Consider the following 15588-nt stretch of genomic DNA (forward strand, 5'->3'; position numbering starts at 1 on the left):
AGTTTACGCACACCACGCCCGTGGTCATCCTCGGCATCCGCAATCCCCGGCCGGACGGCCCCCACGTCGGCTATAACTTTCCCACACCCCTCCATCACCTGGCGGAACGCCTGTGAGCAGAAAAGGGGTCCCTGTGGACGTGCCCGCGCGGTTCATCCCGGTCTTCTTCCATCCCGAGACCCGCCCCGAATCGTGGCGGCGGCTCCTGGCGGCCCCACCCAGGATGGCCGCCGTCGCCCCGGACGGCCCCGCGTTCCAGCGGGCCGTCGGCGCGCTGCAGGCCGCGGGCACCGAGGTGCTCGGCCACGTCGACACCGACTTCGGCCTGCGCCCGATCGCCGACGTCCGCGCCGACCTGCGCAGACTCAGGAACGGGTACGGCCTGCGCGGCGTCTTCCTCGACCAGGCCGCCGCCTGCGCCGACCGGCTCGACCACTACCGGGAGATCGTCGACGGCGTCCGGGGCACGATCGTCCTCAACCCCGGCGTCTACCCCGATCCGGGCTACGCGGCCCTGGCCGATGTGCTGGTGACCTTCGACGGCCCGCTCCCGGCGTACCGGGCGATGCGCGAACCGGCCTGGGCGCGCTCGCTGGCCAGGGGCCGGTTCTGCCACCTGGTGCACGAGGTGCCAGGTCAGGCGGCCGACGCGACCGTACGCAGAGCCGTACGGCACGCCGGCCTGGTGCATGTGACCGACCGCCCGGGCACCGACCCGTGGGGCGATCTGCCCGCTTACCACCGGTCGTCGCCCATGGCAGGATGACCGTCATGATCATGGCGTTCGGTGTGTCGGACTGGCAGTGGATCAACCCGCCCCGCGAGTGGACGTCCGACGACGGGCTGAGCCTCGTCTGCGATCCCGGCACCGACCTGTGGCGCCGCACCCACTATGGCTACACCTACGACACCGCGCACCTGTTCGGCCGGGTCCAGCGCGGCGATTTCACCCTGACCGTGACGTTCTCCGGCGATTTCGCCGAGCAGTACGATCAGGCGGGCGCGGTGCTCCGGATCGACGACGCCACCTGGATCAAGGCCGGGGTGGAGTACGTCGACGGCGCCTTCCACCTCAGCACCGTCGTCACCCGCGGCTGGTCGGACTGGTCGGTGCTGCCGTCGCGGGGCCGGGCGGACCGGGTCACGTTCGCGCTGGAGCGCGCCGGTGACGCGGTGACCGTCCGGTACGGCCTCGACGGCGGGGAGCCGGAGACGATGCTCAGGCTGGCCCACTTCCCGGCGGGGACGCCCGCGCTGGCCGGGGCGATGGCCGCCGCCCCGGCGGGCAAGGGGTTCCCCGCCAGGTTCGACGAGATCCGCGTCACGGCAGCCTGAGCTCGGCGAACACCGGCCGATGATCGCTGGCCGGCAGCGCGTGCACGCTGAAGGCCCGCACCGCGATCCGGCGGTCGGCCAGCACGTGGTCGATCGCCACGCCGGGCAGGCCGTCCCACCACTTCTCCGGCCAGGTCGCCGTGAAGCCCTGCCCGGTCACGTCGGCGGCGTCCTGGTACCCGCTGTCCAGCAGGTCGCGGATCGCCCAGTGGTCGAGCGTGGCGTTGAAGTCGCCGGCCAGCACCCGCAGCGGCTCGCCCGCCCGCGGCAGCGCGTCCAGGCCCGCCCGCCAGCACGGCGCCTTGCCCACGTGACTGGGCGCGCACGGATGGACGGAGGTGATCTCCACCACCGGCCCGCCGGTGACCCTGATCGCCGCGCGGGCCTGCCGGAACCGGCCGAACACGATCAGCGGCTGCTCGGTCAGCGGATACCTGGAGTAGATCCCGGACCCCGTCACACCCTTCTGCGACCTGTCCACCACGTGCGGCAGCCCCTTCCGCAGCCCGCCGTTCTCCAACCGCTCCTTCGCCGCGGGCGTGAGCTCCTGCAGGGCCACCACGTCCGGCTTCAGCTCGCCCACCAGGCGCAGCAGCGCCTCGGTGTCGGCCGCGCCGACCGCCAGGTTGGCGGCCAGCACCCGCAGCGACGGCCCGCCCGCCGGCGGCGCGGCGTCCGCGAGCTGCCGGGGGAGTACGGCCGCAGCCAACGCCACCGACGCCGCCAGCGCCACCACCGCGGGCGCCCACCGCCTGGACAACCCCGCCAGCAGCAGCACCACCAGGGACGCGGCGGCGACATACGGCGTGAACGCCACCAGCGCGACCCACCACCAGCCCACATCCACCCCGGTGACCCTCAGCACCGCCCAGGCCGCGAACGGCACCACCAGCACCCAGACCAGCCCGCTCACCCAGCGGCGCGACTTCCTCGACTCTCCTGACACGGGCCGGACAGTAGCGGATCTTCGTGCAGATTCCGTGAAGACGCCTCCCTCACACAGCCGCGCACCACGAGATCGGCCCCGCGGCGTTTGATACGGTTGGACGCCACGCCGTCGGTGACTCGCCCGGCCGCGTGCGGCAGGCCAGCCAGACCCGGCCGTCCATGATCGTGACGGCGACCTGGCGGCGCGCCCGCCCTTCCAGCAACGGCCTGCTGACCAGCGGATCCTCCCTCCCGCCATGGCCGCCGCTTAGGCAGCTCGACCGGCCGCAGACCTCCCTTCCGTACCCGCTCATCCACCCAAGAGATCGGTGCCGCATGTCCAGTGAACGCTTTACCGTCGTGACCGGAGGACCGGGCGCGGGGAAGACCACGCTCATCGAACGGCTGACGGCCAGCGGCTACGCCTCGTGGCCCGAGGCCGGGCGGGGCATCATCCAGGACCAGGTGGCGATAGGGGGCCGCGCGCTCCCGTGGGCCGACCGGGAGCTGTTCGCGGAGATGATGCTGAGCTGGGAGCTGCGCTCCTACCGGGCGGCCGGGGCGCACGACGGGCCCGTCGTTTTCGACCGCGGCGTCCCCGATGTCGCCGCCTACCTCAGGCTGCTCGGCCTGCCCGTGCCCGCCCACGTGGACGCCGCCGCGCGAGCGTTCCGCTACCGGCGGCAGGTGTTCGTCGCCCCGCCGTGGCCGGAGATCTACACCGTCGACACCGAGCGCAGGCAGAGCTTCGCGGAGGCCGAGCGCACCTACGACGCCCTGCTGGCCACCTACGCCGACTACGGCTACGAGCTGGTGCCGCTGCCGCGCTCGACGGTCGGGGAACGCGTGTCCTTCCTGCTGGACGCGATCACGCCAGGACCCGGCGGCGGGCCTCGGGGACGATCAGTGGGGTGCCCGTCTGCGGATCCGGGATGATCTCGCAGCGCAGCTCGAACACCTTCTCCACCAGCGCCGGGGTGACGATCTCCGACGGGTCGCCCTCGGCCACGATGCCGCCCCCGTGCATGACGATCAGGTGGGTGGCGTAGCGGCAGGCCTGGTTCAGGTCGTGCAGTACAGCCACCATCGTCCGGCCCGCCTCGTGCAGGTCGGCGCAGAGGTCGAGCACCTCGATCTGGTGGCTGATGTCGAGGAACGTGGTGGGCTCGTCGAGCAGCAGGATCGGCGTCTCCTGGGCCAGCGCCATCGCCAGCCACACGCGCTGGCGCTGCCCGCCGGACAGCTCGTCCACGATCCGCTCGGCCAGGTCGGTCACGTCGGTGGCGGCCATCGCGGCGGCCACCGCGCCCTCGTCGGCCCGCGACCACTGCCGCATGAGCTTCTGGTGCGGGTAGCGCCCCCTGGCCACCAGGTCCGCGACGGTGATCCCGTCGGGCACGATCGAGCTCTGCGGCAGCAGGCCGAGCCGGCGGGCGACCTCCTTCGACGGCAGCGACGTGATCACGCTGCCGTCCAGGTGCACCGCGCCGGTCCTGGGCTTGAGCATCCGGGCCAGCGCGCGCAGCAGCGTGGACTTGCCGCACGCGTTCGGCCCGATGATCACCGTGAACGACCCGTCGGGGATCACCACGTCCAGACCGGTCGCGACGGTGCGCTGGTCGTAGGCGAGGGTGAGGTCGGTACCGGTCAAACGCGCGGTCAACGGCGTTCCTTCCTGAGCAGGAGGGCGAGGTAGGTGCCCCCGATCGCGGCGGTGAGCACGCCCACGGGCAGCTGGGTGGGGGCGAGCAGACGCTGGGCGGCCAGGTCGGCGAGGGTCAGCAGGACGGCTCCGGTCAGCGCGGAGGCGGCCAGCGTCACCCCGGCCGACCGGGTCAGGCGGCGGGCGAGTTGCGGCGCGGCCATCGCGACGAACAGCACCGGCCCGGCGGCCGCCGTGGCCACCCCGCAGAGCAGCACACCCGCCGCGATCGCCACGATCTTCACCGCCTCGACGTTGATGCCGACCGCCCGCGCCGCGTCGTCGCCCATCTCCATCATGCGCAGCGGCCTGCTCAGGAACGCGCACACCGGCACGAGTACGGCCAGCGCCCCCGCCACCGGCAGCGCGTGGTCCCAGCCGCGCCCGCTCAGACTGCCGGTCAGCCAGGCGCCCGCGGTCGCGGCGTCGTTGATGTTCGCCCTGGTCAGCAGGTAGGAGTCGACCGACAGGAGCAGCGCGTTCAGCCCGATGCCGACCAGGATCAGCCGGTAGCCGAGCACCCCGCGCCGGTAGGCGAGCGCGTAGACCAGGGCCGCGCAGGCGACGCAGCCCAGCAGCGAACCGCCCGCGATCCACACCGCCGACCCGCCCATGACCACGGCCAGGATGCCCCCGGTGGAGGCGCCGGCGGTGAAGCCGATGAAGTCGGGGCTGCCGAGCGGGTTGCGGGTGAGGCTCTGGAAGATCGCCCCGCTCAGCCCGAAGGCCGCGCCCACCAGCAGCCCGGTCACCACGCGCGGGGCGCGCAGCCTGCTCACGATGAGCTCGGCCACCGGCGTGCCCTGCCCGACCAGGGCGGTCACGATGTCCGGCACCGGCACGGTGAACTCGCCGGTCGAGATCGCCACCAGGCTCACCGCGACGGCGGTCACGACGAGCGCCAGCCCGACGACGGCGGCGCGCGGCGCCAGCCGGACCGACCAGCCACCCACGCGCACGGATCTGGCGAGCTTCGGAGAGGGGAGCGTCATAGCGCGGCGAGCCTTCTGCGGCGGGCGAGCAGGATGAAGACGGGCGCGCCGACGACCGCGCACATGATGCCGACCTGCACCTCGCCGGGCGCGGCGACGACCCGGCCGAGAATGTCGGCGCCCAGCAGCAGCACGGGCGCCAGCAGCGCGGAGTACGGCAGCAGCCAGCGCTGGTCCGGCCCGACCACGGCGCGTACGGCGTGCGGCACGGCCAGCCCGACGAACCACAGCGGTCCCGCCGCCGCCGTCGCGGCCCCGCACAGCAGGGTCACCGCCACCGCGGTCAGCCCCCTGGTTCGGCCGACCGCCACGCCCAGCGCCCGGCCCGCCTCGTCGCCCAGCGACAGGGCGTTGAGCGGCTTGGCCAGCAGCAGGCCGAGGACCAGGCCGGCGGTGAGGAAGGGGAGGAGGTGGACCAGCACGTCGGAGGTCTGGGCGGCGAGCGAGCCGGTCAGCCAGAAGCGCATGCGGTCGAACGTCTGGGCGTCCATGCGCAGGACGGCCTGCGAGATCGCGGTGAACACCATGCCGAGGGCGACGCCGGCCAGCGCCAGCCGTACCGGGCTGGAGCCGGTGCGGCCCGCCGAGCCGAGCGCGTAGACCAGCGCCGAGGCCAGGGCGGCGCCGGCGAAGGCGAACCAGACGTAGACGGCGGGGTCGGTGAGGCCGAACAGGCCGAGCGCGACGGTGGCGCCGAGCGCGGCGCCCTGGTTGATGCCGAGCAGCCCGGGGTCGGCCAGCGGGTTGCGGGTGAGGCTCTGCATGAGCGCGCCGGCCAGGCCGAGCGCCGCGCCGACGGCGATGCCGAGGATGGTGCGCGGGACGCGCAGCTCGCGGATCACGGTGTGGTCGCTGGAGCCGTCGGGGGCGGCGAAGGCGTCGATCACGGTGAACAGCGGCACCGAGCGCGCCCCGGCGGCGACGCTCAGCAGGGCGACCAGCACGAGTGCCCCCACGGCCACGACCAGACCCGCCGCGAGCACCCCCGACGGCCTCTTCACCCGGGCGGGGTTCTCCTTCGGAGGCGCCGCGGTCAGTGTCGCTGGGCGCACACGCCCCCCTCTCGTCTTCAAGTTTAGGTAAGGCTAATCTAAGGCCGCCTTGATGTGAACCTAGCCTTAGGGGGCTGTTATGTCGGTATCCCGCAGAGGATTCCTGTCCGCGGCGGGCGGCATGGGCGCCATGCTGGCGCTGGCCGCGTGCGGAGGCGAGCAGCCGGCCACGCCTAAGGGGAGCGCGAGCCCGGCCGCCGCCGGCCCTTGGACCTTCACCGACGACCGCGGTAGGAAGGTCGAGCTGCCCGCGCGGCCCACCCGGGTGGTGGCCCAGGTGAGCGCCGCCGCGACGCTGTGGGACTTCGGAGTGCGGCCGATCGCGGTGTTCGGCCCGCACAAGCTGAAGGACGGCACCAAGGATCCCGAGGCGGGCGACATCGACATCACCAAGGTCGAGACGATCGGCAACGTGTGGGACGAGTTCAACATCGAGAAGTACATCTCCGTCCAGCCCGAGCTGCTGGTCGCCGGGATGTACCGCAACGACGAGCTCTGGTACGTCCCGGCCAAGTCGGCCAAGGACATCGAGCAGGTCGCGCCCACGATCGGCGTCCAGCAGCAGGGCAAGTCGGGCGACGAGCTGATCCGCCGCTACGAGGAGCTGGCCGTCGCGCTCGGCGCGGACCGGGCGGCGCCGCTCGTCACCCAGGCCAGGCAGCGGTTCGAGACGGCCCAGGCCGCGCTGGCCGCGGCGGTCAAGGAGACGCCGCGCAAGGTGCTGTTCTGCGGCGCCTCGCCCGACCTGTTCTGGGTCTGCAACCCGGGCGAGTTCCCCGACCAGAAGTACTTCAAGGCGCGGGGCCTGGACATCGTGCTGCCGGACAAGGTGGACGAGGGTGGCTACTTCGAGTCGTTGAGCTGGGAGAACATCGACAAGTACGAAGCCGACGCGATCTTCGTGGACGCCCGGGCGCAGTCGATGCCGGTGGCCGACATCGCCAAGAAGCCCACCTGGGCCAAACTGCCCGCGGTGAAGGCCGGCCACGTCTACCCGTGGCGCGCCGAGACGCGCTTCACCTACCAGGGCTACGCGGCGCAACTGGAGGAACTGGTGGCGAACCTGCGGAAGGTGACGCCGAACTAGTACGCCCCCCGGACCTCCACGATCTCGGCCAGCGGGAACTCCAGGTAGTCGCCCGCCTCCTCGCACCACGCGTCGAGCGCGCCGCCGCGCAGCTCGCCGTGGCTGATCGTGGCGGTGATCCCGTCGGTGAGCGTGATCCCGGCCCGGACGCCCCGGTCGACGACGAAGCCGAGCAGTGACTGCTGCGCGGTCGGCAGCCTGGTCGCCATCCGCCCGATGATCGCCCAGGTGCGGCCGTTCTGCTCGCCGTCGGCCTCGCCCGAGCCGAGCAGGCGGCGGGCGTGCTCGTGCGGGTCGGGCGGCGGCTCGGCGATCGCGTGCGGCGGCGGGTCCAGCTCCGACAGCTCGGCCACCTGCCCGCCCGGCAGCAGGATCAGCTTGCCGTTGCGCGGCTCCTCGACGCGGGTACGGCGGATCGCGATCTCGCCGGTGTCGGCGATCGGCACCGGCGCGTAGCCGTTCTCGCGCAGCGCGGCCAGGGTCCGGTCCGCCGGGCTCGCGCTGACCAGCACGGTCGGCGCCAGCAGCCGCAGGCCCAGCCTGGCCAGCCGCCGATGCCCGGCGATCTCGGCCAGCAGCGCCGGATCGGTGGCCTGCACGATGCATGCCACCGTGGTCACCGTCACCTCGCCGTGCCGGCGCGCCACGTCGCGCACCATGTAGTCGAGCGGCTGCGGGATCGTGCCCACCTGGGCCAGCTCGTCCAGCAGCTCGTCGGCGTCGTAGCCCTCGTCGAGCGCCCCGCGCACGCTCTCGACGGTGAAGCGCCACACCGAGGCCGCCCCGCGCGACTCGCGCTCGGCCACCCGGTCGAGCAGTGCGGCCAGCTCCGAGGACGGCGGCCCGGTCACCACCGCGGTCAGGTCGGGCCCGAACAGCGCGCTCCTGCGCACGCTGGCCAGCGCCCTGGTCGAGGCCTCGATCAGCATCGGGTCGTGCTCGACCATCGGCACCATGTCGTCGTTCTCGTCGCCCGCGACCCCGGTCAGCCCGGCCAGCGCCCGGCCCAGGTCGGTGAGCGAGTCGTTGGCCAGCAGGCCGAGCAGTCTGGCCTCCTCCAGGACCGCGGCGGCGGAGTCGGCGAGCAGGGACTGGTCAAGCAGGGGAGCGTGCCAGTGCACGTTGCGGACCAGGCCGCCGCGGCCGGCGAAGGCCGTACCGGAGGGGAGGTGGGACAGGGCCGCGATCACCGCGCGGCGCACGCGGGCCAGCGCGGCGCCGGTCTGGTCGTCGCCGAGCACGGTGAGGTACTTCCCGTCGACCTTGCGCAGCGACAAGCGTTCCATCCGCCACCAGGCCGACAGCAGCACGCGCAGCCGCGCCGAGCCCTCGTCGAGGCGCCAGCGGTCGAAGCGCTCGGTGGGCACCATGCCGCCCGCCTGCTCGTCCCAGGCCAGGAGCCTGGCCACGGCGCAGATCTCCAGCAGCAGCCGGGTCTCGTCCTCGTCGCAGCCGGTCTCCCTGGCGATCCTGCGCACCTCGCGCACCCCGACGCCGCCGGTCTTCAGCAGCGGCAGCGGCGTCTTGGCGGTGTTGTCGAGCAGCGCGGCGCAGCGCTCGACCACGTGCGGGGCGGCCAGCGTCATCAGGTGGTCGACCTCTTCGGGGTCGATCGGCAGCGTGGCGACCTCGGGCGGTTCGGGCGTGAACGGCGGATGGTAGGCGGCGCCGCGCAGCGACAGCGCGACCTCGCGCGGCATCTCGGCGACGTGCCAGCTCGGGCGGTACAGCAGGCCGTGGTCGGCGGCCCACTTCTCCGGGGTGCCCAGCATGACGAAGCGGCCGCCGTCGACGTCGCGCACGGGGCCGTCCCAGGCGAACTCCTCCAGCAGCCGGTCGGTGCCGCCGGGCGCGCCGCGCAGCAGCGCGGCCAGTCGCTCGCCGTCGGCCAGCACCTCGGCGACCCTGGCGATCGTGCGCCGCTTGTGGCCGTGCGGCGGCAGCCCGAGGTTGCGGGCCAGGGTACGCAGCGCGTCGTTGCTGACCGTCCACGAGTTGAGGTAGTGGGTGAGCGGCTCGCCCAGGCCGAGCGGCGCCGCCCACCAGCGCGCGACGGCCTCGGCCAGATGGATGCCGCCCTCGTCGTCGGGCCAGGCCAGCGCGTGGTCGTAGAGGCGGTCCAGCCACGGGCCGAGCTCGCTCTCCGGCACGCCGAGGAAGGCGGCCAGCCGCGCGGGCCTGGTGTGCTCCCCGGCGACCAGGCACGCCTGGGCGAGCTCCAGGCAGGGCAGCGGAAGGCTCCGCATCGCCTCCATCACGGCGAAGCCGTTGCCGAGGCGCTGGCTCAGCGTGTTGAGGCGCCGGGGCCAGGGAGCCGCTATGGCGTCCGGCCGGTTGGCCAGGACGCGGGCGAGCCTGTCTTCGTCAAGTGTTCGCAGCCAGCCGAGCAGGTGATCATCCATCTGTCAGCACTCTCATGGGGGGTCGCGCGCGGGACTCGCCGTGAGCCATGACCATCCACGGTAATGCAGAGGGCCCTACGTCAGGAGAGGACTGCCCAGACGATCTTGCCTTGAGGTGCGAGCGCGGACCAGCCCCAGCGCAGGCTGATCGACTCGACGATGTGCAGGCCGAGGCCGCCGACGTCGAGCGGCCCCGGGTAGCGCAGCACCGGGACCGAGGCGCCGGGATCGGTGAAAGCGCAGGTGACCAGTGCGCCGCGGCGTACCAGCGACATGTGCACGGGCGGGTTGCCGCAGGGCTCGGTCAGCCGCAGGCCGTGCCGCAGGGCGTTGGTCGCCAGTTCGGAGACGATCAGCTCCATGTTCTCCGTCAGCTCGCCCAGGTGCCAGCCGTCGAGCGTGCCGGCGGTGAAGCTGCGCGCGGAGTGGACGGAGGCGGTCGAGGGTGGGAGCACGAACGTCGCGCTGCCACAGGCGTCCTGGCCGGGGAGGAGGAGATCACGCGCCGCCTCGGGCCACCAGCCGACCGGGGGCCACCAGTCGAACGAGGTCCACAGGCCGAGGGGTTTGGTGGACTGCACGGAGATCATTCTGCGACAAACTATCGTGCAGGTGCAAGAGCGAATGCACGTGCAGAAGCACAGTGCAACCGCTACGGTTTGCCATGTATCGGTCAATCGGCGGCAAAGGGGGATCTTGTCGCGGCCTGTGATCTTTCGGCCGTGAAGTGACAGACTGTGAGGCACGGAAACGACCAAGGAGCAGCACGTGTCCATTGATCCGCCGGGTTCAGGCTCAACCGTTCGGCGCATCATGCTCGGCGCCAGTCTGCGTCGCCTGCGTGAGGGCAAGGGACTCGCCCGCGAAGTGGCCGGATTTCACATCCGGGCGTCCGAGTCCAAGATCAGCCGGATGGAGCTCGGCCGCGTCGGGTTCAAGACACGTGATGTGGAAGACCTGCTCACGCTCTACGGCGTCATCGACGACGCCGAGCGGCGAGCCCTGCTGGAAATGGTCCGTGAGGCCAACACCCCAGGGTGGTGGCACAAGTACGGAGCCGTTTTGCCCTCCTGGTTCGCCACGTACGTGGGGCTGGAGGAGGCCGCGAGCCTGATCCGCACCTATGAGGTGCAGTTCGTGCCCGGCCTGCTGCAGACGGCGAGCTACGCCAGGGCCGTCTTCAAGCTCGGCAACCCTGATGCAACCCCAGAGGAAATCGACCGGCGCGTGCATCTGCGCATGCAGCGCCAGGAGCGCTTCACGAAGAAGGACGGCCCCCGGCTGTGGGCGGTCATCGACGAGGCGACCCTCAAGCGGACCATCGGCGGGAGAGAGGTCATGTCCGAGCAGCTTCAGCATCTGCTGCACGTCGCCGGCTTGCCCAACATCACCCTTCAGGTGATGCCCTTCAGGTACGGCATGCACGCCGCCGAGGGGGGCGCGTTCAGCATCATGCGGTTTCCCGAGTCCGACTTGTCGGACGTCGTCTACGTCGAACAGCTCTGGGGTGCCCTGTACTTGGACAAGCGTGAGGACGTCGACCCGTACCTCACGGCCATGGAGCAGCTGTGCGTGGAGAGCACCACGCCGGGAGGCACTGTTGAGCTCATCGACGGTCTTCTCAGAAAGATGTAGATGGAGCACACCTACAACGGCATGCCCGCGACCGACCTCGCCGAGGTCGCCTGGCGCAAGAGCCGCTACAGCAACTCGCAGGGCAACTGCGTGGAGCTCGCGGAGCTCCCCGACGGAGGGATCGCGGTCCGCAACTCGCGCTTCCCCGAAGGCCCCGCGCTGATCTACACGCGCGACGAGATCCGGGCGCTGATGCTCGGGGTGAAGGACGGGGAGTTCGACGGTCTGCTGGTGTAACACCGTATTCACATCCGGCGCATCCGCTTAACGGCGGTGCGCCGGATGCGTAACCGGCCGGCCTCCCCGCCCGAGCAGGATCGATCCATGACGCTCGACCAGCTGACCCTGTATCCGATCGCCGACGACGTGCTCATCGCGCCGGGCGGCAAGGTCGTGATCCGCACCTACGGCATCGGCTCGGCCGCGCCCGGCGGCGGCGTCTCCTACCGCACCTGGGTGACCGGGATGCGCGACCAGCCCCGCTACTGGCGCTGGGGCCGCTTCGAGGACGCCGCCGGCGGCCACCGCCAGGTCCTGGAATGGCTCACCGGCCGCGGCCCCTTGCCCGCCGCCGCCTGACCCCTCCCTGGCTTTCACGGCCCCAGTGCTCGGATCGTTCGCCATCCCAGCGGGCCGATTAACCCGATGTCTACGGCTACTCCTAAGCCGCAAATCGGGATAAACACCCACAAAAGCGACGTTATATGAGCGTTAGTTGTGGGGTTGTTGACACCACTCACTCCCGACCATACGGTGCTGTTACCCGCAAACATCGGGTCAATTCGCTCAGGTAACAACTCGACGATCAAGGGTGGCCGCGGTGCCACCGCCCGCCAAGATGGGAGGTCACGAGAGAGGAGTCCGGTGGCGCTCACGGACGATGCCGTGGACAGGATCCGGCAGATGATCATCACGGGCGAGCTGCAACCCGGAGATCGGCTGCCGGCCGAGAAGGAGCTGGCCTCCCGGCTCGGCCTGTCCAGAAACTCGCTGCGTGAGGCCGTGCGCGCGCTCACCATGATGCGCGTCCTGGACACCAGGCGAGGTGACGGCACATACGTCACCAGCCTCGACCCCGAACTGCTGCTCGGCACCATGAGCATGGTCGTCGACCTGCACCAGGACAGCACCGTCCGGCACTTCCTGGAGGTCCGCCGGCTGCTCGAACCCGAGGCGACCGCCATGGCGGCGCTCCGGATCACCGCCGACCGGCTCGCGGAGCTGGCCCGGCTGCTGGCCGAGGCCGCCGACCTCGCCGCCGCCCACCCCGTCGACCGGGTACGGCTGCGCGAGAACGGCGAGGCCTTCCACCGGATCGTCACCCAGGCCTCCGGCAACCCCGTGCTCTCCACCATCGTGGAGACGGTCTCCGGCAAGACCCTGCGCCCCCAGTCGTGGTGCGGGATGACCGACGAGGGCGACCTCCACCTGACCCTGACCGAGCACCAAGCCATCTACGAAGCGCTCAGCGCCGGCGACACCTACCGCGCCCGCATCCGCGCGGCCGCCCATGTCGCGGGCATCGAGGACTCGGTCCTCAGCGCCCGCTGACCCTCTCCCCCTTCACCGGCGTAGTCCGCCGCGCCGACGACACCCCCCGCTCGAAAGGACGATGACCCATGCCCGGAGAAGGCCGTCATGGCTGAGCCGCTGCTCGAAGCGAGAAGGATCCGCAAACGCTTCGACCATGTGGACGCGCTCAGGGGAGCCGACTTCACCGCCTACGCGGGCGAGATCGTCTCGCTGATCGGCGACAACGGCGCGGGCAAGAGCACCCTGGTCAAGGTGCTGTCCGGCGCCGTCCGCCCGGACAGCGGCGACCTGCTGGTGGATGGCGAGCCCGTCTCGTTCGCCTCGCCCACCGCGGCGCAGGCGGCCGGGATCGAGACCGTCTACCAGGACCTGGCGCTCGCCCCCGCGCTCGGCCCCGCCGCCAACCTCTTCATGGGCCGCGAGCTCACCAAGGCCGGGCCGCTCGGCCGCCTCGGCTTCCTCGACAAGGCCGCCATGCGCGACAGCACGGTACGGGAACTCGCCTCGCTGGGCGTCAAGCTCGCCGACCTGGACGCGCCGGTCTCGACGCTCTCCGGCGGCCAGCGGCAGAGCGTGGCCATCTGCCGGGCGGTCGCCTGGGCCAAGCGGGTGGTCTTCATGGACGAGCCGACCGCCGCGCTCGGCGTCGTGCAGACCCGCCGGGTGCTCGACCTGATCCGCCAGGTGCGCGACCGGGGCCTGGCCGTCGTCCTGATCACGCACAGCATGCCGCAGGTGCTGGAGGTCTCCGACCGCATCGAGGTGCTCCGCCTCGGCGCCAGGGTGGCCCGCTTCCAGGCGGGCGAGGCCAAGGCCGAGGACCTGGTGGCGGCGATGACCGGGCTGCTCACCCACGGCGTGACACTGGAGGAGACGGTATGACCATCGCAGCGCCGGCCCAGCCCCGCCGCGGCGACGCGGTACGCCGCAGGCTGGCCTCCTCACCGCTCACCTACCTGTCCCTCTCGCTGGCCGTCATGATCGTGGTCTTCTCGATCGCCGCGCCCCAGGCGTTCCTGTCCGCCTACAACGTCCAGACGATGCTGACCGTCACCTCGGTGCTGCTGGTGATGTCGGTCGGGATGACCTTCGTGATCGCGACCGCGGGCATCGACCTGTCGGTGGGCTCGGTCCTGGTGTTCTCCGCGGTCATGTCGCTGAAGACGATGACCGCGCTCGGCGGTGACGGCGTGGGCGTGGTGCTCGCCGGGTTCGCCGTCGCCGCGCTCTCCGGCGTGGCGTGGGGCGCGCTGAACGGCTTCCTCATCTCCAAGGCCCGGGTGCCCGCGCTGATCTCCACCCTCGGCACCATGGGCGCCGCGCTCGGCATCGCGCAACTCGTCACCGGCGGCAACGACCTGTCCGGCGTGCCCAAGGCCCTGTACGAGGGCATCGGCCTCGGCAAGCTGTTCGGCGTCGTGCCCTGGCTCGTGGTGATCGCCCTGGTGGTCACCATCGCGGGCGCGATCGTCCTGACCCAGACCAGGTTCGGCCGCTACACCCTGTTCGTCGGCTCGGGCCCCGAGGCCGCCAGACGCGCGGGCATCAACGTGGACCGCCACCTGATCAAGGTGTACGGCCTCGGCGGCCTCCTCGCCGGCGTCGCCGGATTCCTCGACCTGGCCCTGTTCGCCAGCGCCAACATCGCCGGGCACTCCACCGACAACCTGCAGGCGGTCGCGGCCGTCGTACTCGGTGGCACCAGCCTGTTCGGCGGCGTCGCCACCATCGCCGGGACCGTGATCGGCGTGTTCATCCCCGCCGTCCTGCAGAACGGTTTCGTGATCCTCAAGGTCCAGACGTTCTGGCAGGAGGTCGCGATCGGCGTGGTCCTCGTCCTGGCCGTCTACATCGACCAGTTCAAGCGCCGATCGCGCGAGAAGTCCTAGCACACACCCCCCGTAGAGAAGAGCTCTGTTCAGCATGCGCAAAATCAGCCTGTGCGCGCCCGTGGTGGCGCTGGCCGTCCTCACCGGGTGTTCCGGCGGAGGCGAGGCCCCTGACGCCGCCGACCGGCCGTACAAGATCACCTATGTCCAGGGGATGGCGGGCAACCCGTTCTTCACCTCTCTGACCTGCGGAGCGCAGGCCAGGGCCAAGGAGAAGGGCGTCGTCTTCGACGCCCAGGGGGGCAAGGACTACAGCCCGCAGAGCCAGACGCCGATCCTGAACGGCGTCATCGCGCAGAAGCCCGACGCGATCGTCATCTCCCCGATGGCGGGCGAGGCCATGGTGCCCGCGCTCAGCAAGGCCAAGGCGGCCGGGATCAAACTGGTCTTCGCCGACTCCGTCGCCGCCGACGAGAGCCTCGCCGTCTCCCAGATCGCCTCCGACAACCAGGCGGGCGGCGCGCTGGCCGCCAAGACGCTCGCCGAGCTGATCGGGGACAAGGGCAAGGTCATGGTGATGGGCGCCAAGCCCGGCATCTCCACCACCGACGCGCGCCAGCGGGGCTTCGAAGAAGAGATCAAGAAGCACCCCGGCATCACCTACCTGGGCTCGCAGTACAGCGACAGCCAGCCCGCCACCGCGACCTCCAAGTTCGGCGCCGTGCTCGCCGCCAACTCCGACCTCGCCGGCGTGTTCGCGGTCAGCACCCAGGAGGTGGAGGGGGTGGCGACCGGCGTGCAGAACGCCGAGAAGAGCGGCAAGGTGCGGATCGTCGGCTTCGACACCTCCGACCCGATCCTCGATGACGTGCGCAACGGCGTGGTCCAGTCGCTCGTCGTGCAGCAGCCGCTGCAGATGGGCGTGGACGCCGTCGACCAGGCGGTGGCCGCGCTGAAGGGCGAGTCCACCACGGCCAAGATCTCCACCCCGTTCGTGGTGCTGACCAAGGACAACATGGCGCAGCCCGACATCGCCAAGTTCATCTACAAGACCACCTGCGAGTGACCTTTCCCCTCCAGTCCACGTAAGGGGC

17 protein-coding genes are annotated in these 15588 nt (G+C 71.4%); 11 read left to right on the forward strand and 6 right to left on the reverse strand.

The window, feature by feature from the left end:
• The first annotated feature begins 133 nt into the window (after positions 1 to 133).
• Positions 134 to 766 (forward strand): spherulation-specific family 4 protein, encoded by a 633-nt coding sequence (locus ABZ911_RS03650; RefSeq protein WP_358051492.1) that lies wholly within the window; start codon positions 134 to 136, stop codon positions 764 to 766.
• Positions 763 to 1335: a DUF1349 domain-containing protein gene (locus tag ABZ911_RS03655; RefSeq protein WP_358051494.1), complete on the forward strand. Its 573-nt coding sequence runs from the start codon at positions 763 to 765 to the stop codon at positions 1333 to 1335. The genes ABZ911_RS03650 and ABZ911_RS03655 overlap by 4 nt, the downstream gene beginning before the upstream one ends.
• Here the strand turns inward: ABZ911_RS03655 and ABZ911_RS03660 are convergent.
• Positions 1322 to 2281 (reverse strand): endonuclease/exonuclease/phosphatase family protein, encoded by a 960-nt coding sequence (locus ABZ911_RS03660; protein WP_358051496.1) that lies wholly within the window; start codon positions 2279 to 2281, stop codon positions 1322 to 1324. The two genes, ABZ911_RS03655 and ABZ911_RS03660, sit on opposite strands and share 14 nt — an antisense overlap.
• 317 nt (positions 2282 to 2598) lie before the next feature.
• Here ABZ911_RS03660 and ABZ911_RS03665 point away from each other — a divergent pair, with 317 nt between their 5' ends.
• Positions 2599 to 3198 (forward strand): AAA family ATPase, encoded by a 600-nt coding sequence (locus ABZ911_RS03665; protein WP_358051499.1) that lies wholly within the window; start codon positions 2599 to 2601, stop codon positions 3196 to 3198.
• On the opposite strand, the gene ABZ911_RS03670 is transcribed toward ABZ911_RS03665, so the two are convergent.
• From ABZ911_RS03670 to ABZ911_RS03680, 3 genes are read right to left on the reverse strand one after another with little or no spacing between them, the layout of a single operon-like run.
• Complete coding sequence (locus ABZ911_RS03670) at positions 3131 to 3925, reverse strand: ABC transporter ATP-binding protein (RefSeq protein WP_358051501.1); 795 nt, start codon at positions 3923 to 3925, stop codon at positions 3131 to 3133. The two genes, ABZ911_RS03665 and ABZ911_RS03670, sit on opposite strands and share 68 nt — an antisense overlap.
• Positions 3922 to 4956 (reverse strand): iron chelate uptake ABC transporter family permease subunit, encoded by a 1035-nt coding sequence (locus ABZ911_RS03675; protein ID WP_358051502.1) that lies wholly within the window; start codon positions 4954 to 4956, stop codon positions 3922 to 3924. Before ABZ911_RS03675 ends, ABZ911_RS03670 begins: the two co-directional genes overlap by 4 nt.
• Entirely contained in the window at positions 4953 to 6008 is a 1056-nt protein-coding gene (locus ABZ911_RS03680; protein ID WP_358051504.1) for an iron ABC transporter permease, read from the reverse strand. Before ABZ911_RS03680 ends, ABZ911_RS03675 begins: the two co-directional genes overlap by 4 nt.
• A gap of 79 nt (positions 6009 to 6087) precedes the next feature.
• Between ABZ911_RS03680 and ABZ911_RS03685 the strand changes: the two genes are divergently transcribed.
• Positions 6088 to 7095, forward strand: a complete 1008-nt coding sequence (locus tag ABZ911_RS03685; RefSeq protein WP_358051506.1) for an ABC transporter substrate-binding protein — start codon at positions 6088 to 6090, stop codon at positions 7093 to 7095.
• Here the strand turns inward: ABZ911_RS03685 and ABZ911_RS03690 are convergent.
• Both ABZ911_RS03690 and ABZ911_RS03695 read right to left on the reverse strand, forming a co-directional pair.
• Positions 7092 to 9497 (reverse strand): helicase-associated domain-containing protein, encoded by a 2406-nt coding sequence (locus ABZ911_RS03690; protein ID WP_358051508.1) that lies wholly within the window; start codon positions 9495 to 9497, stop codon positions 7092 to 7094. The two genes, ABZ911_RS03685 and ABZ911_RS03690, sit on opposite strands and share 4 nt — an antisense overlap.
• Before the next feature lie 80 nt (positions 9498 to 9577).
• Positions 9578 to 10087, reverse strand: coding sequence for an ATP-binding protein (locus ABZ911_RS03695; protein WP_358051510.1), 510 nt, complete (start codon positions 10085 to 10087; stop codon positions 9578 to 9580).
• 223 nt (positions 10088 to 10310) lie between these two features.
• Between ABZ911_RS03695 and ABZ911_RS03700 the strand changes: the two genes are divergently transcribed.
• The 7 genes from ABZ911_RS03700 to ABZ911_RS03730 all read left to right on the forward strand — a co-directional run bounded on the left by ABZ911_RS03700 (position 10311) and on the right by ABZ911_RS03730 (position 15560).
• The gene (locus ABZ911_RS03700) at positions 10311 to 11132 is read left to right on the forward strand and encodes a helix-turn-helix transcriptional regulator (protein ID WP_358052410.1); all 822 of its coding nucleotides are present in this window, start codon (positions 10311 to 10313) and stop codon (positions 11130 to 11132) included.
• Complete coding sequence (locus ABZ911_RS03705; RefSeq protein WP_358051512.1) at positions 11133 to 11369, forward strand: DUF397 domain-containing protein; 237 nt, start codon at positions 11133 to 11135, stop codon at positions 11367 to 11369.
• Between the two features lie 87 nt (positions 11370 to 11456).
• Positions 11457 to 11711: a hypothetical protein gene (locus ABZ911_RS03710; RefSeq protein ID WP_358051514.1), complete on the forward strand. Its 255-nt coding sequence runs from the start codon at positions 11457 to 11459 to the stop codon at positions 11709 to 11711.
• Positions 11712 to 11996: 285 nt separating this feature from the next.
• Positions 11997 to 12683: a FadR/GntR family transcriptional regulator gene (locus tag ABZ911_RS03715; protein WP_358051516.1), complete on the forward strand. Its 687-nt coding sequence runs from the start codon at positions 11997 to 11999 to the stop codon at positions 12681 to 12683.
• An 87-nt stretch (positions 12684 to 12770) separates the two neighbouring features.
• Positions 12771 to 13547, forward strand: coding sequence for an ATP-binding cassette domain-containing protein (locus ABZ911_RS03720; protein WP_358051518.1), 777 nt, complete (start codon positions 12771 to 12773; stop codon positions 13545 to 13547).
• Entirely contained in the window at positions 13544 to 14554 is a 1011-nt protein-coding gene (locus tag ABZ911_RS03725; RefSeq protein ID WP_358051520.1) for an ABC transporter permease, read from the forward strand. Before ABZ911_RS03720 ends, ABZ911_RS03725 begins: the two co-directional genes overlap by 4 nt.
• A 34-nt stretch (positions 14555 to 14588) precedes the next feature.
• A complete protein-coding gene (locus tag ABZ911_RS03730) occupies positions 14589 to 15560 on the forward strand; it encodes an ABC transporter substrate-binding protein (protein ID WP_358051522.1) in 972 nt (323 codons plus the stop codon).
• Positions 15561 to 15588 lie beyond the last annotated feature (28 nt).

The sequence above is a fragment of the Nonomuraea sp. NPDC046570 genome (assembly GCF_040645915.1).
Taxonomy (GTDB): Bacteria; Actinomycetota; Actinomycetes; order Streptosporangiales; family Streptosporangiaceae; genus Nonomuraea.